At 42.6% G+C, this 20,993-nt stretch carries 18 protein-coding genes; 12 read left to right on the forward strand and 6 right to left on the reverse strand.

Features of this window, described 5'->3' with window-relative positions; all coding sequences use genetic code 11:
* Positions 1-48: 48 nt before the first annotated feature.
* The gene (locus ACZ5O6_RS02735; RefSeq protein WP_447092166.1) at positions 49-1,470 is read right to left on the reverse strand and encodes a sigma-54-dependent transcriptional regulator; all 1,422 of its coding nucleotides are present in this window, start codon (positions 1,468-1,470) and stop codon (positions 49-51) included.
* Entirely contained in the window at positions 1,457-3,055 is a 1,599-nt protein-coding gene (locus ACZ5O6_RS02740; protein ID WP_447092082.1) for a sensor histidine kinase, read from the reverse strand. Before ACZ5O6_RS02740 ends, ACZ5O6_RS02735 begins: the two co-directional genes overlap by 14 nt.
* A 147-nt stretch (positions 3,056-3,202) precedes the next feature.
* Between ACZ5O6_RS02740 and ACZ5O6_RS02745 the strand changes: the two genes are divergently transcribed.
* Positions 3,203-4,852 carry an NAD+ synthase gene (locus tag ACZ5O6_RS02745; RefSeq protein ID WP_447092081.1) on the forward strand — a complete coding sequence of 550 codons (1,650 nt, stop codon included), beginning with the start codon at positions 3,203-3,205 and terminating at the stop codon, positions 4,850-4,852.
* On the opposite strand, the gene ACZ5O6_RS02750 is transcribed toward ACZ5O6_RS02745, so the two are convergent.
* Complete coding sequence (locus ACZ5O6_RS02750) at positions 4,853-5,794, reverse strand: outer membrane protein assembly factor BamD (protein ID WP_464283532.1); 942 nt, start codon at positions 5,792-5,794, stop codon at positions 4,853-4,855.
* 121 nt (positions 5,795-5,915) lie between these two features.
* Between ACZ5O6_RS02750 and rluD the strand changes: the two genes are divergently transcribed.
* From rluD to ACZ5O6_RS02775, 5 genes are all read left to right on the forward strand, one after another.
* Positions 5,916-6,896 (forward strand): 23S rRNA pseudouridine(1911/1915/1917) synthase RluD, encoded by a 981-nt coding sequence (rluD, locus tag ACZ5O6_RS02755; RefSeq protein ID WP_447092079.1) that lies wholly within the window; start codon positions 5,916-5,918, stop codon positions 6,894-6,896.
* Between the two features lie 136 nt (positions 6,897-7,032).
* Positions 7,033-7,785, forward strand: coding sequence for a peptidoglycan editing factor PgeF (gene pgeF / locus ACZ5O6_RS02760; protein ID WP_447092078.1), 753 nt, complete (start codon positions 7,033-7,035; stop codon positions 7,783-7,785).
* A gap of 157 nt (positions 7,786-7,942) precedes the next feature.
* Entirely contained in the window at positions 7,943-8,689 is a 747-nt protein-coding gene (locus ACZ5O6_RS02765) for a 5-oxoprolinase subunit PxpA (protein WP_447092077.1), read from the forward strand.
* Positions 8,686-9,420 carry a 5-oxoprolinase subunit PxpB gene (pxpB, locus tag ACZ5O6_RS02770; RefSeq protein ID WP_447092076.1) on the forward strand — a complete coding sequence of 245 codons (735 nt, stop codon included), beginning with the start codon at positions 8,686-8,688 and terminating at the stop codon, positions 9,418-9,420. Before ACZ5O6_RS02765 ends, pxpB begins: the two co-directional genes overlap by 4 nt.
* 7 nt (positions 9,421-9,427) lie before the next feature.
* Positions 9,428-10,351 carry a 5-oxoprolinase subunit C family protein gene (locus ACZ5O6_RS02775; protein ID WP_447092075.1) on the forward strand — a complete coding sequence of 308 codons (924 nt, stop codon included), beginning with the start codon at positions 9,428-9,430 and terminating at the stop codon, positions 10,349-10,351.
* A gap of 144 nt (positions 10,352-10,495) precedes the next feature.
* Here the strand turns inward: ACZ5O6_RS02775 and ACZ5O6_RS02780 are convergent, their stop codons facing one another.
* Positions 10,496-11,470, reverse strand: coding sequence for a threonine dehydratase (locus tag ACZ5O6_RS02780; protein ID WP_464283533.1), 975 nt, complete (start codon positions 11,468-11,470; stop codon positions 10,496-10,498).
* 616 nt (positions 11,471-12,086) lie between these two features.
* On the opposite strand from ACZ5O6_RS02780, the gene ACZ5O6_RS02785 reads away from it, so the two are divergent.
* The 5 genes from ACZ5O6_RS02785 (at position 12,087) to accA (ending at position 18,419) form a co-directional block, all read left to right on the forward strand.
* The gene (locus tag ACZ5O6_RS02785) at positions 12,087-12,872 is read left to right on the forward strand and encodes a helix-turn-helix domain-containing protein (protein WP_447092073.1); all 786 of its coding nucleotides are present in this window, start codon (positions 12,087-12,089) and stop codon (positions 12,870-12,872) included.
* A 356-nt stretch (positions 12,873-13,228) separates the two neighbouring features.
* Positions 13,229-14,785, forward strand: a complete 1,557-nt coding sequence (ilvA, locus tag ACZ5O6_RS02790; protein ID WP_447092072.1) for a threonine ammonia-lyase, biosynthetic — start codon at positions 13,229-13,231, stop codon at positions 14,783-14,785.
* Positions 14,786-14,964: 179 nt separating this feature from the next.
* Entirely contained in the window at positions 14,965-16,140 is a 1,176-nt protein-coding gene (locus tag ACZ5O6_RS02795; RefSeq protein ID WP_447092071.1) for a 4-phosphoerythronate dehydrogenase, read from the forward strand.
* Between the two features lie 21 nt (positions 16,141-16,161).
* Positions 16,162-17,304 (forward strand): ATP-NAD kinase family protein, encoded by a 1,143-nt coding sequence (locus tag ACZ5O6_RS02800; RefSeq protein WP_447092070.1) that lies wholly within the window; start codon positions 16,162-16,164, stop codon positions 17,302-17,304.
* Positions 17,305-17,471: 167 nt separating this feature from the next.
* Positions 17,472-18,419 (forward strand): acetyl-CoA carboxylase carboxyl transferase subunit alpha, encoded by a 948-nt coding sequence (gene accA / locus ACZ5O6_RS02805; RefSeq protein ID WP_447092069.1) that lies wholly within the window; start codon positions 17,472-17,474, stop codon positions 18,417-18,419.
* A gap of 99 nt (positions 18,420-18,518) precedes the next feature.
* Here accA and ACZ5O6_RS02810 read toward each other — a convergent pair whose 3' ends face one another.
* Both ACZ5O6_RS02810 and ACZ5O6_RS02815 read right to left on the reverse strand, forming a co-directional pair.
* Positions 18,519-19,070 carry an energy transducer TonB gene (locus ACZ5O6_RS02810; RefSeq protein WP_447092068.1) on the reverse strand — a complete coding sequence of 184 codons (552 nt, stop codon included), beginning with the start codon at positions 19,068-19,070 and terminating at the stop codon, positions 18,519-18,521.
* 447 nt (positions 19,071-19,517) lie between these two features.
* Positions 19,518-19,847, reverse strand: a complete 330-nt coding sequence (locus ACZ5O6_RS02815; RefSeq protein ID WP_447092067.1) for an SUI1 family translation initiation factor — start codon at positions 19,845-19,847, stop codon at positions 19,518-19,520.
* 250 nt (positions 19,848-20,097) lie between these two features.
* On the opposite strand from ACZ5O6_RS02815, the gene ACZ5O6_RS02820 reads away from it, so the two are divergent.
* Positions 20,098-20,931: an ion transporter gene (locus tag ACZ5O6_RS02820; protein WP_447092066.1), complete on the forward strand. Its 834-nt coding sequence runs from the start codon at positions 20,098-20,100 to the stop codon at positions 20,929-20,931.
* Positions 20,932-20,993 lie beyond the last annotated feature (62 nt).

Below are 20,993 nucleotides of genomic sequence, written 5' to 3' on the forward strand. Positions count from 1 at the left end.
TTGATTTTATTACCACTTCCTGTGATAACCGATATTCATTATCGATTTCTAAGTGTCATTGTCAATATCAATATTTAGTTTCTTTAGTCGATAGCGTAGTGAGCGGAAACTAATGCCTAGTTTTTTAGCGGTAGCGGTTCTATTCCAGCGCATAGAGGTTAGCGCATCTAAAAGTATTTCTTTTTCTATTTTTTCCAAGTAGCTATCAATTGACTCGACTGAGGCATCGTATTTTTCGGGTGATTTTTTGCTGCTCTCTTGTTCATTTGGCGGTAGTCTCTTGTGTTCATTTTTTACGGACGTTGGTATATTTTTTTTCGCTGCGTGATCTTCTGTTGCAAGTAAGCAATGATGTTGATCAATAGTATGGTTGTCAGTGAGTGCGCATGCACGCTCTAAAACATTTTCTAGTTCTCTAACATTGCCTGGAAATGTGTATTTTTGTAACGTTTTTAGTGCAGAAGTATCTATTAAAAAAGGGGATGATTGGTTCCTTTGTGTAATTTTATTTAAAATGAAATTGCTCAATATAGGGATGTCTTCTAATCTTTCACGAAGAGGCGGTACAGAAATTTCGATGACATTTAAACGATAGTACAAGTCGTTACGAAAAGTTTTTTGGCGAACTGAATCCAGCAAATGTTGATGAGATGCACTGAGAATTCTCACGTCGATAGATGTCTCCGTTTGTGTTCCAATAGGGCGAATCTTTTTTTCTTGGATGACACGTAGAAGTTTGACTTGCATGTCTAGTGGCAGGTCTGCGATTTCATCGAAAAATAATGTTCCTCCATTGGCTGTTTCAAATAATCCTTGTTTGTCTTGATGGGCGCCAGTGAAGCTCCCTTTTTTATGGCCAAAAAGTTCACTCTCCATTAGCTCTTTAGGTATGGCTCCACAGTTTATGGCGATGAATGGCTTTTCTTTTCGAGGGCTAGATTGGTGAATAGCATTAGCAACGACTTCTTTACCACTACCCGATTCTCCGGTAATAAATATCGGTGCTTGCGAGCGTGATACTTGTGTAATTTTTTCTTTGAGTTTTTTTATAGGCAAAGATTCACCTATGATCGAGCTTAGTGAGTCATTACTTTTCGCTGCTTGGGTGGATAATGTTGCGTTATTAATAAGTTGACGAAAGTGTTTGAGGTCAAAGGGTTTGTTGATAAAGTCGAATGCACCTAATTTCATTGCTTGTACAGCGATATCCATAGAGCCATGGGCAGTAATTACGATGGTAGGTGTTTTGGGATGGTTGTTATTAATATAGTCAACAATATCGAGTCCAGAACCATCAGGTAGCTTTAAATCGGAGATGCATAGTTGGTAGTTGTAGGACTTTATGGCTTGATATGCTTCTTTGAGGTCTTGTGCAGTATGAACATTAAAGTTCATTCGCTCTAATGTGATCGTCAATAATTGACGGATGTCAGGTTCGTCATCGATAATCAGTATGTTATTTTTCATTATTTATCGGCTTTTGTGTTGAATTATTAAAAGTTAGGCGAAAGCAACTGCGTTGTGAGTTAGTCTTTTGTAAGTAGGTAATATCTGTTTGATTGGCCTCACACAATTCTTTACATAAATATAAACCTAAGCCAGAACCTTGGCTTTTTGTTGTGAAGAATGGTTCAAAGATATTTTTTAAATTTTCTTCCTTAATTCCATCCCCTTCGTCCTCTATATCAATAATAGGAAAGCTAGATTTAGGGTCAATATAAATTGATAAATGGATAGTGTTTTTTTCTTGTTCTCTTTTTCCGTGAGTCAACCCGTTATCAACTAAGTTAGTCATAATTTGATGTAAATGGCTTGGGTCTATTCGACCATATATGTGATTTTTTTCAAAAGATATGCTAATGCTTGATTTTTTTTGGGGTTGGTAATTTCCTTTAAATTTCTTTATCCACTCGCACAAATTAATCATTTCTTGAGATGATTGCTTACGCCTAGAAAATTGTAAAATATTACTAATTGTTTGATCAATGCGCTGAGAGTTGACTTGAATCATGCGTAATAATTCTTGGTCATTGGGAGTGATACTCTCTGATTCATCAAGTAGCTGGCTTGCGTGGCTAATAGCACCTAAAGGGTTGCGTATTTCGTGAGCTATGCTGGAGGTTAGTCGTCCTAGTGATGCGAGTTTAATTTGTTGAGCTTGTTGTTGTATATGTTTATTGTCTTCTATCAGTAAAATGATCGCATTAATTTGATTGTCTGGCATGGATGTAAAAGTGATTTTAATTTTATCGTTATTTTGGTTAAGCAGAGTTATGTTATCAACTATAGGCTTGTTAATTTTCCAGCGATCTAAAACATTTTTCACTTCGGGAATATATTGGGGTTTTTTTAAGTGAGGGTGGTTGATGGCTAGCATCTTAGCTGCGTCGTTGATAAGTAATATTTGATATTGGCTGTTAATAACAATAATGCCAGACTGCATCGTTTCAATGATGTGTTGGCTGATATTTTGTAAGTGTTCAGCTCTTTCTGCTTGTTTTTCGAATTGTTCTTCGCTGTATTCTAACCTTTTGGATAGCAAGCGAAAGACAATAGCGGTAATAAAAAGAATAATGCCGGTTAAGCCGGCAGCTAATAGATACTCGTTACCACTACTGCTGCTTAACGAGTTGATGGCACTATTGAAAATAATAAGTAATGAGGTGAATGCGGCGAGAGCAACACTGGTTTTTCCTCGTAAAAACGTTCCACCAATCGCCATAGGAATGAGTAATAAATACCCTAAGCCGCCAATGATATTGTTACTGGTAAATATCATTTGTGTTAGGGCAATAAAATCTATAACAAGTATCCAAATGATATGTGTATTTTTGGGGCTCAATACCTTAGTTGCGTGCATTGCTGCTGATAATAGACAAACAAAAATATAGGCGTAGCCTGTATAGGCAAAAATAGATGGACTCTGTATGCCTAAAAATTGTTTGCCCAATCCAGATAGAAATAAAACGGTTAGAAGTACGCTCATAGCTAAGCGATAGTAAATATAGATTGTGAACAAACGTTGTTTATTATTGTAATTTGAATGGTTTAGCATGGTATTAGCCAATTACTTTCCCTTTGGTATAAGTGTCCGTTATTATAGGGGTTTATGTTGCTGTAGCAAAACGGAAAAGGTTTGGTTGCAGCTTGCCGTCCACTGTAATTTTGACAGTTAAGCGTTTAGTAGTAGAGAAAATCAAGTATGACAACAATTAATGTATTAATGGCGCAGATCAATCCGCTTGTAGGAGATGTTGAAGGCAATACGGAAAAAGTGATTCAGTATACGTCTGATGCATTACATGATTATCAGGCGGATATCGTTGTCTTTCCGGAACTTACTTTATGCGGATACCCCCCAGAAGACCTATTGTTACGCCCCAGCATGGAGATAAGAATTAGTCACGCATTAGAAGTGTTGGCGCAACAACATTTTGCTGCCATTGTTATTGTCGGTTATCCAAAGCAAGTAGGCTTACAGCAATATAATATGGCTGGTGTTTTGAAAAATGGCCAATGGGTTGCCGAGTATGCCAAACAGCAATTGCCTAATTATCAAGTGTTTGATGAAAAACGGTATTTTAAAGCAGGGTCAGAGCCTATTGTGTTTGACTGTAAAGGCATATCCACTGGACTCAGCATATGTGAAGACATCTGGCACGATGCGCCTTTGCTGCAGGCGCAGTCGGTAGGTACAAAATTATTAATTAATATCAATGCTTCTCCTTTTCACCAACACAAACAGCAAGAAAGGTTGGCGTTACTCTCTAAACGGGCAAAACAAGGTGATATGGCGATTGTTTATGTCAATCAAGTGGGGGGGCAAGATGAATTAGTTTTTGATGGAGGCTCGTTTGTTGTTAACTCCGATGGGCAATGTCAAATGCAGGCACCACTTTACCAAGAAGGCCTTTTTTTAGCGCAATGCCAAGTAGTTGGTGGCGGTAGTAAGGCTGTAGCAATGTTCAGTCCATCAAAAACTCTAACGTTATTACCGTCATCATCATTAGAGATAGTTTATCAGGCACTAGTTTTAGGATTGCGAGATTATGTTAATAAAAACGGGTTTGAGAAAGTAATATTAGGGCTGTCTGGTGGAATCGACTCAGCGCTAACATTGGCGATCGCAGTTGACGCCTTAGGAGCTAAAAGGGTCAGTGCATTGATGATGCCTTTTTTATATACATCATCCCTCAGTAAAGAGGATGCCGCTGCCCAAGCAAAATCTTTAGGTGTGCACTATGATAGTATTGCGATTGAATCCGTATATGATGCTTTTATGTCAAGCCTTGAAAATACATTTTCTAACTTGCCTGTTGATTTGACTGAACAGAATTTACAGGCGCGTTGCCGTGGTGTAATGCTGATGGCTATTTCAAATAAAACGGGATGCTTAGTCTTAACTACCGGTAATAAAAGTGAGCTAGCAGTAGGCTACTCAACGTTGTACGGTGATATGGCCGGTGGATTTGATGTTTTAAAAGATGTCCCTAAAACAATGGTTTTTGAACTCTCGAAATACCGTAATAGTTTAGGTGAGGAGGTGATTCCACGATCCGTGATTGAGCGGCCACCGTCGGCTGAGTTAGCACCTGATCAAAAAGATGAAGATAATTTGCCACCTTATGATGTGTTAGATCAAATACTGGAGCGTTATATTGAACGGGATGAAAGTGCAGGCACTATTATTGAAGCAGGGTTTGATGTTGATACAGTATATAGGGTTATTCACCTGGTTGACCTTAACGAGTATAAGCGTCGCCAATCGCCTATAGGGATCCGTATTTCGAAAAAGGGGTTTGGTCGAGACCGGCGCTACCCCATCACAAATGGTTGGAAAATAGGGAGGTAGTTAGTCAGAGACCGAATTGTATCGAGATTCACTGTTAAAGCCAGGCGGTTTTGTAGTTCCCAAGACGCCAAAGGAAACTTTGCTTAACCATGAGCCGATAGATGTTGTACTGTAACTATAATTAAATCCACCATCATTGTTCAGTGCGGGGTGATCTGGAAAGTTTGCTCTTAATACGTTGAGACTGTCATTTGATAAATCATCGATATTCATTTCATGGTAAGCCTGTATCATCACTGCGAGTGCATCAGGCACTGCGCTGGTTTCTTGGAAGTTTTCGACCACGTAACGACCACGGTTAGCAGCGGCCAAATATGCCTTTCTTTCTAGGTAATAATTAGCGATATGAATTTCATTCCTTGCCAGAAGGTTGCGTAAAAATATCATGCGTTTAAGTGCATCTGGCGCGTATTCACTATCAGGGAAGAGTTGTGTTAATGCAGTAAAATGATTAAATGATGCGCGAGCACTACTGATATCGCGTTTGCTAAGGTCTGCGTTAAAAGCCTGCTGTATAAATGTTTTTTGTTTGGGAAAGATGATAAGCCCTTTCATATAGTAGGCATAATCAACGTTCCGATGTTTAGGGTGTAATCGAATAAAACGATTGGCTGCAGCAGTCGCCGCTTCATTTTCTCCAAATCCGTAGTGAGCGTAGATCAACGATAGTTGAGCGGATTTTGAGTACTCGCCAAAAGGGAACTTTTTCTCCATTATCTGTAAATACTTAATGGCATCCAAAAAGTTGTCACGTCGGAGATCTTTTTGTACTTGTTCGTATAATTCAGCCTCTGTTCCATTGGATGAAAGGCTAATTGTGCTGGAGGTGCAGCCAGTTAGAAATACACATAAGCAAATAAAAGCGAGTGTACCTCGCTTTAATATTTGGAAGACGGTTCTGAATAGAATAAAGGGACTAGCCAGCGCCGAAGAAAAAGGCATAATCGAAAGCATCATAAAAACGGACAACACAGTAAGAAGTGGTTAAAATTGGAATTGACAATATTCTCCTATTTAACCACAGTGAATAACTGAATACCAACCTAGGCGACACCCTCTTGCTATGACAATATCTATTGATCAACAACATATCGTGCCTAATAGTGATGCAGGTAAACGCATTGATCAAGTCGCTACACGTCTACTTGCTGAATATTCACGTGGTCGAGTACAAGATTGGATTAAACAGTCTGTTTTGTTATTAGATGGCCAGCCTTGCAAGCCTAAAGATCGTTTGATGGGGGGTGAATTAATCACATTGCAAACAGAGTTGTTGGAAGAAGAGCGCTGGCTTGCGCAGAATATTCCCCTAAATGTGGTGTATAGTGATAGCGATATTATTGTAATTAATAAGCCTGCGGGTCTGGTGGTACATCCTGGGGCAGGTATGCCTGATGGCACATTACTGAATGGTTTGTTGCACCATTTTCCTGAATTGAGTACCTTGCCTAGAGCTGGCATTGTCCATCGTCTCGACAAAGATACTACCGGCTTAATGGTTATTGCTCGTTCATTGTTAGCACATACGAGTTTAGTTAAGCAGTTGCAAGATCGTAGCTTAGGACGTGAATACGAGGCGGTTGTTATGGGTGAATTAACCGGCGGTGGTGTGATTAATAAGCCAATGGCCCGACACCCTACCCAACGTATTAAAATGGCTGTTGTTGATTCGTCACGCTCACATGGAGCAACACCGGCTAATCATGGAAAAGAAGCAATAACACACTATCGACTATTGCAGCGTTTTACGGGTTATACACATATTGCTTGTCAACTAGAGACAGGGCGAACCCACCAAATACGCGTACACCTCTCATATATTAAACACCCACTGGTCGGAGATCCAGTATATTTAGCTCGACAAAAGTGGGTTGCTGGTACAGTTCCTGAACTTAAAGTCGTGCTATCTCATTTCTCTCGTCAGGCTTTGCATGCTAGAAAGTTGACGCTAGTTCATCCTTCATCAGGGGATACACTGGTGTGGGAGTCTGATCTTCCTGGTGATATGCAAGACCTTCTCGCATCTCTCGCTGAGTACGCGTAAGATTATGATGTATGCATTATATAAAAATAAGCAAAAAAATAAGGATGAAATTACCGTAGGAGCATCAAAGGTGTAACGAGAACTTCGCGAGTTTTCGTTGTAGAGATATGTAGAAATAAGAGGTGTCATTACGTTAATGTTTAATATTCGTCAGTTAACATGGCCCGCGCCGCCTCACGTTAAAGCTTACTATACTTTGCGGACTGGGGGTATGAGCCAGCCACCTTATAAAAGTTTTAACCTCGGTGACCACGTTGGCGACAGCCCGCCTGATGTAGCCTCTAATCGTCGGCAACTTCTCAAACATCTTCAGTTGTCCGAAGTTACCTGGCTTACTCAAGTACACGGTGTCGATGTTGCTGATTTAGATCATCTACAAAGTGATCAGCTTGGTAGTGCAGGGCTTATAGAAGCTGATGCTTGTACAGCTACGATGATTGGCCGACCTTGCTGTGTTATGACTGCAGATTGCCTCCCCGTTTTTTTCTGTGACCTTCAAGGTAGGCGTGTTGCTTTGGCGCATGCCGGCTGGAGAGGTTTATTGGGTGGAGTGTTGCAAAAAACTTTATCTACATTTGAAGAGCCGTCGTCGGTAATGGCATATATGGGCCCTGCGATTGGCGCGCAAGCGTTTGAGGTAGGTGATGATTTGAGAATGGCTTTTTTATGTCACAACGCAGCTTTCAATGAATATTTTGAAGCATCGCCTAACTCTCAACGATGGATGGGCGATTTATACGCTATAGCGAGACATATACTGCATGCATTGGGTGTTAATGCCATATATGGTGGTGATCATTGTACTTATACAGAGAAGAGTCAATTTTTTTCTTATCGTCGAGATGGTACGACGGGGCGTATGGCTAACCTGATTTGGTTAGAAGAGTGAGTGTAGATAGCTGAATATAAATTGGTAAAACGTTGAACAATATAAAAGAATCACCTTTTTAATTGTGTGGGGTGTTGATTGTCTACATGTTACAAATTATGCCGCCGGTTGGTTTTAATTAATGTTTATGCCATTGTAAGTGGGAAGAATATTCTCTATGAAATTAAACTGTGATATGGGTGAAAGTTTTGGGGCTTGGCATTTAGGTAACGATACCCAGATTATGCCCTACATTGATATGAGTAATATTGCTTGCGGCTTTCATGCTTCTGATCCGCAAGTGATGGCGCAGACAATAAAGTTAGCACAGCAGCATGATGTTGCTATTGGAGCGCATCCCGGCTACCCAGACTTACAAGGCTTTGGCCGCAAAGCGATGCTATTTACTTTTGATGAGCTGGTGAATATTGTTGTGTATCAGGTAGGTGCTTTACAGGCACTATGTGCAGCTAATAATGTATCAGTGAGTTATGTTAAGCCTCATGGCGCACTGTATAACACGATGATGACCGACAGTGAGGTTTATCGTGCGGTACTCACGGCGGTTGCTTCCATTAGCCCAACGACGCCATTAATGATTATGGCAACAGACGAGGCGAGTACTCAATATCAACAGTACACCATGCTCGCGCAAACAATGTGTGTTCCGTTATTGTTCGAGGCGTTTTGTGATCGGGCGTACACCGATGAAGGGCTTTTACAGTCCAGAAAAATAGACGGCGCAGTGTATGATGATGTTGAGCGCATCGTGAGCCAAGCAGAGCAATTAATTGCCCAGCAGTCGGTAACCAGTTGCACAGGAAAAAAACTTAAGGTTAAAGCGGATAGTTTATGTATTCATGGTGATGGTGCATTAGCGCTACCATCGGTTAAACGCATTCGAGAAATATTGGCAGCGCTATGAGTGTTGTTCGTTTATCCGAAAATACATGTATTATTCTTTTTGAGCAAACGATTACAGCCGATAATTTTTCACGTGTTAAACAGCTCACCGAAAAAATTAAAAACACAATGGCGTCTGACCTTGTTGATATTGTGCCTTCCTATGCCTCTATTCATATCACGTTTAATTTATTAACCCTATCGGGTATAGGATGTCAGCAACGCCTAGAAAAACTCTTCGCTTCTGTTGATGATGTGTCAACTGATGTTAGCGACTCAAAAACCATAGAAATCCCCGTGTACTATGGCAAAGAGGTTGCGTTAGATTTACCGTATCTCGCTGAACAATCCCAGCTTAGTGAAAGCGAAGTCATTGACATTCATAGTGGTAAAACTTACGACGTTTATGCCATTGGCTTTTCTCCCGGTTTTGCCTATATGGGGAATGTTGATTCACGTATTGCAACGCCAAGAAAAGAAACTCCACGAAAAAAAATAGCAAAAGGCAGTGTGGCTATTGCTGATCAGCAAACGGCGATCTATCCGTCAGCGTCTCCCGGTGGTTGGCAAATTATCGGTAGAACGCCGGTTCAATTGATAGATTATCAGCGAGAGAATTTGAGCGAGTTAGCCACTGGCGATCACGTTAAATTTACACCGATTAATCAACAGGAATTTATTGCCCTAGGTGGTGTGCTTTCTGATGCCTCCAGTGAGCTGAACTGTAACGCAGGCGGCTCTTCATGTCGTTGAGTATTTCATGTCGTTGAGTATTGTTAAATCTGGATTCTTAGCATTACTTCAAGATTACGGTCGCTATGGCTACCAACACATGGGTGTGACTCAAGGTGGTCCGCTTGATGAACATGCTTTTTTATGGGCTAACCGTTTACTCGGTAATCACTATAACGCCCCACAAATAGAAATTAGTTATGGTGCGTTTTCGGCAACATTTTTAGAGCCCACAATGATTGCACTATGTGGTGCAGATTTATCAATTACCTTAAATCAGCAAGTGATAAAGCCTTGGCAAACTTATGCTGTAAGTGTGGGGGATCGCCTGAGTTTTAAAGCGCCCGTTTCCGGGTTGCGTAGTTACTTAGCGGTGAAAGGTGGTTTTTCTGTTGAGCCACATTTATCAAGCTGCTCAACCACTGTACGAGAAAAGTTGGGCGGTATTGATCAGTTAGGTTCCCCGCTACTGGAAGGTGACTTGGTTGCCTATACGCCACACCGGCATTGTCTGACGAAGCGATTGCCGCCAGCATTTATTGCTCATTATCCGAAAGTGATAAACTTGCGCTTTATGCCGAATGTTTCGCAAGTGTCGGCGGGTGACGACGCTATTAAGACGCTCACTCAATATACTTATCAAGTGACACCGACTATCGATCGTATGGGATACCGTTTATCTGGGGAAGCGATTAATACGTTATCTTCAGGCATTATTTCTCAGGGAATCTCTTTGGGCGCAATACAAATCCCTAAAAATGGCCAGCCTATTGTTTTAATGTGTGATCGACAGACGATGGGTGGCTACCCTCTATTAGGCTGCGTCACCAGTACCGATCTCTCTAAGCTAGCGCAAAGCGCACCGGGTACAACAATACGTTTTAGCCCAGTGTCGGTAGAAGAGGCAGAAGCCGAATGGCTATTGCGCAAACGTTTTTTTGGGGTTCAATAGTAATTCTTAATGCTTTTTAATTGCTTGCATCCGTGGAGCATTCTGAAAATTCGAATATAAAAACAGGCTATTTCTTCAGTCACGCGCTGTAAATATCTTATAAGCTTCCCAGCTAGCTGCTGAAGAAATCGTCCATTTTTAAGTCTACACCTTGGGTGTTTGACCGCTCAGCACGGTAATAAACGCGTCGGTATCAATATTGCCACCACATAAAATAACGCCGACTTTGTTATTTTTATGTTGTGCTCTTTCTTGCATTAAAGCCGCCAGTGGCGCGGCACCAGCACCTTCCGCCATATTATGTGTGCAGCGGTAATATAGTCGAATCGCTTGCGCGACTTCGTCATCACTTACGGCAACAATTCTATCTGCTCCCTTAGCGTAAATTTCAAAGGCTTCAGGTATTACAGTACGTACGGCCATACCATCGGCAAAGGTATTTGCCGTGGCTGTTTCTTGTAGTTGCCCGCTATCAAATGACAGCTTAGCTGCTTGCGCTTCTGTGGATACTACTCCAACAATTTTGGTGGATAAGCCCAATAAATCGCGGGTGGTAATTAAACTGCAAATGCCAGAGCCACAGCCAATAGGTACATACACCGTATCAAGATCAGCAACCGTTGAAAAAAACTCCAGCGCATAGGTGCTCACGCCTAATACAATATGTTGATGAAATGGCGGAACAGGATATAAACCTTCATCGATGGCCGCTTGGTTGGCTCTTTCGCGGGCGATGTCAAAGTCAGCGCCGCCAATAATCACTTCACCACCAAAGGCTTCCATGGCCGCGTTTTTCTCTGCGGAGTTACCTTCAGGAACAAAAATTTTAGCGCTTAACCCTGCCGCAGTGGCGGCTCTTGCTTGAGACTGGCCATGGTTGCCCCGAGTGGCCGTTACTACACCTTGGGTATTGGGGTGTGCCTGTTGCAGCCAATGCATAAATGTAATGCCGCCGCGCACTTTAAATGCCCCTGCTGGGGTATGGTTCTCATGTTTAACCCAGACCTCGGTACCTGCTGCTTGGTTGAGCAGCGGCCATGAATACTGTGGAGTAGGCTGTACTTGCTGGTGAACAAGCTCGGATGCGGCTTCTAAATCGCTGAGTGAGAACAGTGGCATAATCAATTCCGTATTGAGTGAGTGAATCATCATAGTCTATTAAGGGATGATGGGCGGCGCTATCAAAATCCTGATAAACATTATCTTAAGAACACCTCTAAAAAAGAATCTCCTATAGGAACCTCTGATTAACCTCGGATAACTTTTGTCCCACAGGCGTGGCCGAGATCAAGGCGGCACTTGCAGCTAATGTCTAGACCTTAGCAAAAGTGGCAACACAGATATCGGTCACGCCTGTGGGCCCCGTAGGGCGTGGCTACAATGCGCTTATACTGCGTTGAGCCTCTTACTAAGGTCTTACTAAGGACTACGGCCATTAGTGGCGAGGCTCGCCTGGTCTAAGCGCATTGTAGACTCACGCATAAGTCATTCGAGGTTAATCAGAGGTTCCTATAGTTAATATGCTATCAATATGATGACTATTTTCCTTTGTTTTAGAATAAAGCACCAAGCAGGCATCAAGAAAATCAATCCGCTGTTAATATATCCCTATACGCTTCGCGGCAGCTTCCCTGCTGCCGAGAATTGCTTTTCTTGATGCCTGCTTGGTGGTTCTTATAATTAGTGTTAAAAAATACAGTTGCAAGTATAAAAAATATGGCATATAGATAGATCTATGATTGCTATTCCTTCCATCTCAGCACGCAGTGAGCCCATAAGGCGTGCTGGCCTAGAATTATTGCCTTGCAATGCTTATTCAGCGACCTATACACCCGACTCTCCTAGTATTGGCTTTGCTTTTGATGCGCAGGTTGGTGTACATGCTTTTGCTTCCGATAAGCGCCAAGACTTTTATCGGCAAGCCCATTCGTTTGCGTTTACACCTGCGGGTTGTGATGTGTATTCCGAATCATCTCATGGTGGCGAATACCTTAAGTTATCCGTGGGGGCTGAACTATTGGCCGATATTGATCATCCACAACCGATCAGCCAAATAGTCGCACCAAAAACCATTCGCTTAGCACGTGATTTGCGTTACCAGCTTATGAGTCATCAACCTATACAGGGGTTACAAGTCGAGCAGTTGGTTGATGATATTGTGCAACAGTTAGATGTAAACACTGGTACACGCTCGCGCCGCCTGACATCGCAACAATTACGTTTGCTGGATGATTTTATTGATGCCAATATTGATCAAGCGCTATCGGTTATTAGCATGGCTAACCTTGTGGCGATGTCTGCAGGGCATTTTTCTCGCGTATTTAAAACCAGTGTGGGCGTGTCACCATTTGATTATATTATTCACAAGCGTTTAGCGTATGCTCGGCATTATTTACGCTATAGCCATGATGACCTAAGCACTATAGCGCTTAAATTTGGCTTTTCTTCTCATGCGCATTTTACGATGATTTGTAAAAAAAACTTGGGTTTAACGCCGAGTGCATTACGTAAGAACGGGTAGAGTGTATATAGTGTCTTTGAGCTTTGGGGTATTTTCATTTCTCCGTCATGCAGAATAGCCATGTATTGATAATGGGTTGCCCTAGCGTTATCGGTATTTGTCATCTAGGCGTTTTCCCACTACAATGCGCTTATGAATACAGTAACTAACCCAAAAAACATTATTATCACCGCGGCGATTATTATCGCTGCGGGGTAAGTTAGTTGCACTAAGCTAATGCTGCTAATTAACCCTCGTACTGAAAAGTCCGAGGGTTTTTTGCTTTTATGCCACTTAAAAATTTAGTATTGAATGCACGTAAGACAAGGCCTTGATTCCTATTTTTAAGGCAGCGTCTAATCAACATAGAGAGCCCTATGATACAAGCACTTCTCAAAAAATTTTCACGTAAAGTCTCCGATACGGGGTTATCTCCAGAGCAGTATGTGAAAGCCATAAAAAAAGCCAATATGACCCCGTTAGCGGTGGTGAGTGCTGTGACACCGATTACACAGGTCGAAAAAAAATATAATTGTAAGATGTGGCTCAAGCGTGAAGATCAGCAGCCGGTCTATTCTTTTAAATTACGCGGTGCTTTTAATAAGTTGCAAGCATTGCCTAAAGGCTCGCAAGTGGTTACGGCATCGGCCGGTAATCATGCTCAGGGGTTGGCATATAGTGCGACCCACTTAGGGCATGGCGCCCGTATTGTTATGCCAAGTACTACACCGCAAATTAAAATTGATGCGGTGAAAGGGTTTGGTGGCGAGGTGATTATTCATGGTAATAATTTTGATGCAGCAAACGCCTATGCACTCGATTTAGCTGAAAAAGAAGGTGCTGTTTTTGTTCCTCCTTTTGACGATGAAGCCGTTATTGTTGGTCAAGGTACGGTAGCGCGTGAGTTATTAGAGCAGGTGCCAAATCTTGATGTGGTATTTGTGCCTGTCGGCGGTGGTGGTTTAATGGCTGGCATGTCGGTTTATATCAAAACGCTGAACCCTAAAATTAAAGTGATTGCGGTAGAAGCTGAAGATAGTGCTTGTTTTGCAGCGGCAATGGAGGCCGGTAAACCTGTTGATTTAGATTATGTGGGTAGCTTTGCTGATGGCGTGGCGGTTAAACGTATTGGGCAAGAAACTTTTCGTGTTGCGTCCCAGCATTGTGATGGTGTTGTGACGGTTTCCAGCGATGCGATCTGTGCGGCGATGCAAGATATTTTTGTATCGATGCGTGCTATCTCAGAGCCTTCAGGGGCACTGGCACTTGCAGGTATGAAAAAATGGTGTGAGACCAATAATGCCAAGGGACTTACATTGGCCGGTGTATTATCCGGTGCTAATTTGAATTTTAATACCTTACGTTATGTTGCTGAGCGCACTGCCCTAGGGCAAAAGAATGAGGCCCTTTTGGCGGTTACTTTACCGGAAGAAAAGGGCAGCTTTAAAGCCTTTTGTAAGGCATTAAGTGGTCGGCCTATTACGGAGTTTAATTACCGTTATACGCATGATAAGGCCGCAGAAATTTTTGTTGGCGTCGGTTTACGTAATGGCGATCAAGAGTTGCAACAACTCACCGCACATCTGACTGAATGTGGTTATGGTTTTAATGATATATCGGATAATGAATTAGCCAAATTACATGTTCGCTATATGGTGGGAGGTAAACCTGGGACTGTGATTCAAGAAAGGTTATTTCGTTTTGATTTTCCAGAATATCCCGGTGCATTATTACGCTTTTTGGAAACCTTAGGCGCTAAGTGGAATATTAGTTTGTTTCACTATCGTAACCAAGGAGCGGCAATAGGTAACGTGCTGGCAGGCATAGAAGTACCCGAGGGTGATACCCATGAGTTTTCTGAGCATTTGGAACAATTAAATTACCAATTTACCGAAGAAACCGATAACCTGTGTTATCAGCGTTTTTTACATTGAGACCTGTACACGGAGAGAGGGAGTTTATGCATGATAAATGACCGATTGAGTACATTTTTCCTCGGTACCCCCTTGTGGGGTAAACGCCGCATGAGAGCGAAATGGTTTTCGTGCAAAGGTCTCACATTAATATTTTCTGCCGACTAGCCCGACGATTAATCTAATCCGTATCACGTGTTATGAAAATTTTAGGCGATAGCCAAATACGTTTATTCGATGAGTTGTTTTCTTCTTTAGGAGAGACGGCGACTTATTCGGGTCGAGAGATAACGTCATCACAATTGAGCGACATTGATGTATTAGTCACTCGCTCAACGGTTAATGTTGATAAAACACTACTGGACAACACGCCTGTGGTATTCGTTGGCACCTGTACCATTGGTACAGACCATGTTGATCTTGATTATCTGCAGCAAAAAAATATCGCTTGGGCTAATGCACCGGCCTGTAATGCCAATGCTGTTGTGCAATATGTATTGAGTGCGATGGCGCAACTAACACCCCACTGGATTAATGCAACCGTTGGCATTATTGGTTGTGGTAATGTCGGTGGGCGAGTACATCGACGGTTAACCGCTCTGGGTGTATCTTGCCGTGTGTACGATCCTTTTTTATCACATGAAAATAATGCGGATCTCACTTCTCTGGATGAGGTTTTGCAATCCGATATTATTACCTGCCACGCACCATTAACGACCGACGGTGCATTTCCGACCTATCACATGATTGGCCAACGCGAGTTGGAGCAACTCCGTCCCAATACCTTATTAATTAGCGCAGGGCGCGGTGCAGTGATTAATAACCAAGCATTACTCGCTAAGTTGTCGACGGCAGATAATACGCTGCGTGTCGCACTAGATGTCTGGGAAAATGAACCGAATATATTGCCCGAACTGATGGCGCGTGTAGATATTGCCACTCCCCATATTGCTGGGCACAGCCTAGAGGGTAAGGAGCAGGGCACGGTAATGATATATAACGCCCTTTGCGACCATTTAAAAATAGTGCCCCCTATAGAGGTATCGACAGTGGTTAATACCGAAAAAACGTCGTTACTCGATATTGCGGGAATGGATGCGATAAGTCAGCCATCGTCTCAGGAGGCGCTCAATCAACTACTCTTAGCGGCTTACCCTATTGTGGATGATGATGCGCGCTTGAGGGCTTGGAGTCGTGGTGTTGGTAGTGATACACAAGCGACTGTGGCGCAGCACTTTGATCACTTACGTAAAACGTATCCTGTCAGGCGAGAGTATTCACATTTTTATTATCCTGATAGCGAAGGCAGTGATACTTCCTGCGGTTCATCAGGCTCTGCGATCAATGCGTGGCTAGCCCTATTGAGTGATTCGTGAGTGAATAATGAGAGGTTTATTATGTTAACGGTTGGCTTATTAATTAATCCTTATGCGGGTATCGGCGGGCCGATGGCGTTAAAAGGGAGTGATTACCTCGATATTGATAGCGTATTGTCAGCCGGTGGACAGTGCTTATCATCGCAGCGTGTTGCCGTAACATTGAAGCAATTAGCCGATAAAAAACAGGCCGTTCGTTGGTTGTCAGCACCTTCAATAATGGGCGAAAACCTACTGCGTGAACAAGGCTTGGCCGTTGAGGTTGTGGGTGAATTAACCCATCCGCGAACAACGGCAGAAGATACTGAGCGGCTAGTCAGCCAATTGATCAATACCGGTATTGATCTCTTATTATTTGCCGGTGGTGATGGTACGGCACGCAATGTAGTTAATGCTTGCCAAGCGAGCCATCATCAAGAGCCATTGGTGTTAGGTATCCCCGCTGGTGTGAAAATGCATTCAGGGGTATACGCCGTTTCTCCTCAGGCGGCTGCAGAGGTACTTCATTTGTTGATCGATAATGATGTGGTCTCTACAGGAGTTCAAGAGGTGCGTGATATTGATGAAGAGGCATTGCGAGCCGGCAAACTCAATTCTCGCTACTACGGTGAATTGCGTGTACCCAACGACCAACGCTATGTTCAGCAAGTTAAAAATACCGGTCGACAAAACGAAGATGAAATTCAGCGAGAAATTGCGGCAGGTATTGTTGATGATATGGATAGTGAAACACTGTATATCATCGGTTGTGGGACAACCCCCAAGGCAATTATGGATGAGTTGCAGCTCCCTAATACCTTGCTCGGTGTTGATGTGGTGTTGGGGCGCGAGGTTATTGCAATGGATGTGACCGGCCCAGAGCTGGAAGCGTTACTAGAGCAGTACCCTTATCACCCAGTACAGTTGTTGGTTACGGCGATTGGTGGGCAAGGGCATGTTATTGGACGTGGTAATCAACAGATTACCGCTCAAGTTTTACAGCGTGTGACTAAGCCAAATACTGTTGTTTTAATTACGCCGAGCAAATTATCAGAGCTATCACATCGACCATTATTGATGGATAGCGGTAGTGCAGATCTTGATAGTGCGTGGGCAGGTTTGATCACGGTGCACACGGGATATCAGCAAACGGCTGTTTATCCGCTAAATGTTCCCTCAGCGTAGACTCAATACAACGGCCTCAAAAACAGCTATCCGACTCGACTCTGCGCATGCTTTAGCGTATCTTACGCATATTAATTTTTAACCCCATTATTGTTATAGCACTATGGGAGTTTAAAACCGTATCCACATTGTCTTTTACCAACGACAGAGCGAATAACATATTTACCATGAATCCAAATTACCTCGATTTTGAACAACCTATTGCCGAACTTGAAGGCAAAATCGAAGAGTTGCAACTTGTCGGTAACGACAACGACCTCAATATCACCGAAGAAATTGCCAAACTGCGCGATAAAAGTACCAAGCTGACTGAAAATATTTACTCTAATTTAAGTGCTTGGGATGTTGTGAAAGTAGCTCGCCATCCTCAGCGGCCTTATTCAACTGATTATATTCAGCGTATTTTTACCGATTGGGATGAGCTACACGGTGATCGCCATTTTGGTGACGATCATGCGATTGTGGGCGGTGTGGCACGTTTAGACGGTAAGCCGGTGATGGTGATTGGTGAAGAAAAAGGCCGCAGTGTTAACGATAAAGTAAAGCGTAATTTTGGTATGCCTAAGCCTGAAGGCTACCGTAAAGCCTTACGTCTGATGGAAATGGCGGAGCGTTTCAAAATGCCTGTGCTCACACTCATTGACACCCCGGGGGCATACCCTGGAATTGATAGTGAAGAGCGTGGTATTAGTGAGGCTATTGCACAAAACTTAGCGGTAATGTCACGCTTGCGCACCCCCATTATTTGTACCGTAATTGGTGAAGGATCTTCGGGTGGTGCATTAGCTATTGGTGTAGGCGATCAACTTAATATGCTGCAGTATTCAACGTATTTTGTTATTTCTCCCGAAGGTTGTGCCAATATCATTTGGAAAACCGTCGAAAAAGCGCCGCTTGCTGCAGAAGCCATGGGGGTAACCTCGACGGTACTTGAAGAACTCGGTATTGTAGATGAGACTATTCTTGAACCACTGGGTGGCGCGCATCGTGATATAGACGCGATGTCTCTGAGCTTACAAGAGCGATTGATTGCTCAAGTTGATGAACTTATGGTACAGCCGATTGATGAGTTGTTAGAAAAACGCTATCAGCGTTTGATGAGTTACGGTAATTAATCGAATCGACTGGTCTCAGACATAAAAAAAGCGTCACTTGACGCTTTTTTTATGTCTGTATATTTTATTATAGGATGGTTCAAAAATAACGATTCAGCATTAGCGTGTGGCAGTACTAGCGGTAAGCAGGCGGTCATATTTTTTGCTTAAGAACTCGTAAAATTGTTCGCGTAATAAATTAATATCTTTCTTCATCGCGACAATGGTTTCATCTTTAATATCCGTTCTTCCTACATACACTTGTCGTCTAAAATTGGCGATTTTGGCAGCGTATAAACGTAATGTTTTTTCTAGTGCTTTCTCTCCTAGCATTAACAGTTTAGATTCTGCATCTGATAATTTTTTAAATTCACGTACGAGCTCGTGATTCACAATCTCCAATTCTTTTTTACGTGCATCCGGCCAGTGACTGCCGTGATGAATAGACTCAATAACCAATGCCGAATATTTGGCAAATACATGGCTTAAATTACCCACATCCGTTGAAATTCCTTCCAGTATCATCAATCGCCGTTGGTCTGGGTGATGAGTGATTTTTTGAGAGGATTGGCGCCTATTCAGTATAATCATCATAAAGATCACACTGACCAGTGCGCCAATACCAATTTTGGCGGAAGTGTCGAAAAGTTGCCATAAAACCTGTGTGTCCATAATTGTGCCCCTACATCTTAAGTCAGCAGTGCCCCGCCATAAATAGACAGGGTGTAGTCAGAAAATTGTCGTTTAACCCTATAATATGGGTGCTCTGTAGAAGTAGAGCAAATAGTAGGCCAGAATGGGTGGGTATTATTGTCGGAGAGGCTAAAGCGTGGCCGCAGTCATTGACGGAGATCGCAGTTTTTGTCGTCGAAGGGAAGAGTAGTTATTCGTTATGAGTTGTCTTACCTTACCTTCAAGCTAAACTCTTTTTAGCAAAAATATAAATGTAAATATAGGCCAACACAGTAAGGTTATAGAAACTCTGAATAAGTCATTCCGGTGAAAGCCGGAATCTAGTAAGCGCTTATATTATAGAGATACCGGATCAAGCCCGGTATGACGAGGGACTTAATCCGTGTTATTTATATTTATCCAGATTGGGGTCATGGATTACATCGTCTACGAGCCGGCTAATTTAACCGTGTAACCCATAGTTTCTAGTAGTGTTTTTAGCTTGTCGCGTTGATCACTTTGTATTTCTATCACGCCATTTTTGGCACTACCGCCCACGCCCATTTTTTGCTTGAGTGTTTTTGCCACAGTTTTTAATGGCTTTTCTTCAAGTCCAAGCCCTTTAATAAGACTGACGCCATTGCCTTTGCGGCCTTTGGTCTCGCGGTGGATACGCACGATACCGTCATCGGAGGTGGATATTTGAGTGCTGTTGTCGTCGTCGCTTTTATGGCGGCCAGTTTCGGTTGAATAAACAAGTCGGCTATTTTTTGTCATAAAATTTAATGTCGCTATGGCAGGTGAACGTTTGGATTATAAAATTATTACTTTAAAGATGCCATGATCACTGAGGTGATGGCGCTAAGTGTTAGTTCTATCGTTTTTTCATAGTCAAAATAGCGTTTGTACCCACAGGGGGAATGATCCGTTACAATACCTCTCTTTGATACTTCCTACCTATTAATGGTATGCACTTTTGGTGCAAGAATCTCCTATTAATCATCAACGTGACATTAAGACAAGCAATATGACGAGTTCCTCAATGAGTCGCCATCAACGCTGCAAAGAACGTGTATATACCGTTATTTTTGGTACAGATACACCGGCAGGTAAACGCTTTGATGTTGTATTGATTGCGATGATTCTGTGCAGTGTCGTGATCGTTCTTCTCGACTCAGTTAATCATGTGGCTGCACCTTATGGGCATCACTTGAAAATGCTGGAATGGGTATTCACGATAGCGTTTACTATTGAATATGCGGTACGTATTTATGTGTCGCCAAAACCGTTGGGGTATATACGTAGTTTTTACGGTATTGTTGATCTGCTCTCTATTTTGCCGACGTATCTGGGCTTGTTCTATGCAGATATCGGTTATTTACTGATTATTCGCCTACTAAGAGTATTAAGGGTTTTTCGTGTCTTAAAGCTCATGCGTTATATTAGCGAAGCTAACCTTTTGGCGCGCGCTATGTTTATGTCTCGTCGAAAAATCTTCGTCTTTTTTTCCTTTGTACTTATTCTTGCCGTGATCTTTGGTTCATTAATGTTTGTGGTTGAAGGCCCCAGCAACGGTTTTACCAGTATCCCGCGCAGTGTGTATTGGACAATTGTGACCATTACCACGGTTGGTTATGGGGATATTACCCCGCATACGATTATAGGGCAGGTGATTGCGACTTTGGTGATGTTAACAGGCTACTCAATTATTGCCGTGCCTACCGGCATATTTACTGCCGAAATTGCTCAAGAAATGCAACGCCAACGGACACAACATGTTTGTCAAAACTGTCATTCCACGGGTCATGAAAGCGATGCTCATTATTGCCGTAAGTGTGGTGCAGAGCTTCCTTCATCGTAAAGTAATGACTACTATTATTTGTACTCATTTCCACCCAACAGACATAAGAAAAACAGGTAACT

The organism is Eionea flava (genome assembly GCF_055393785.1).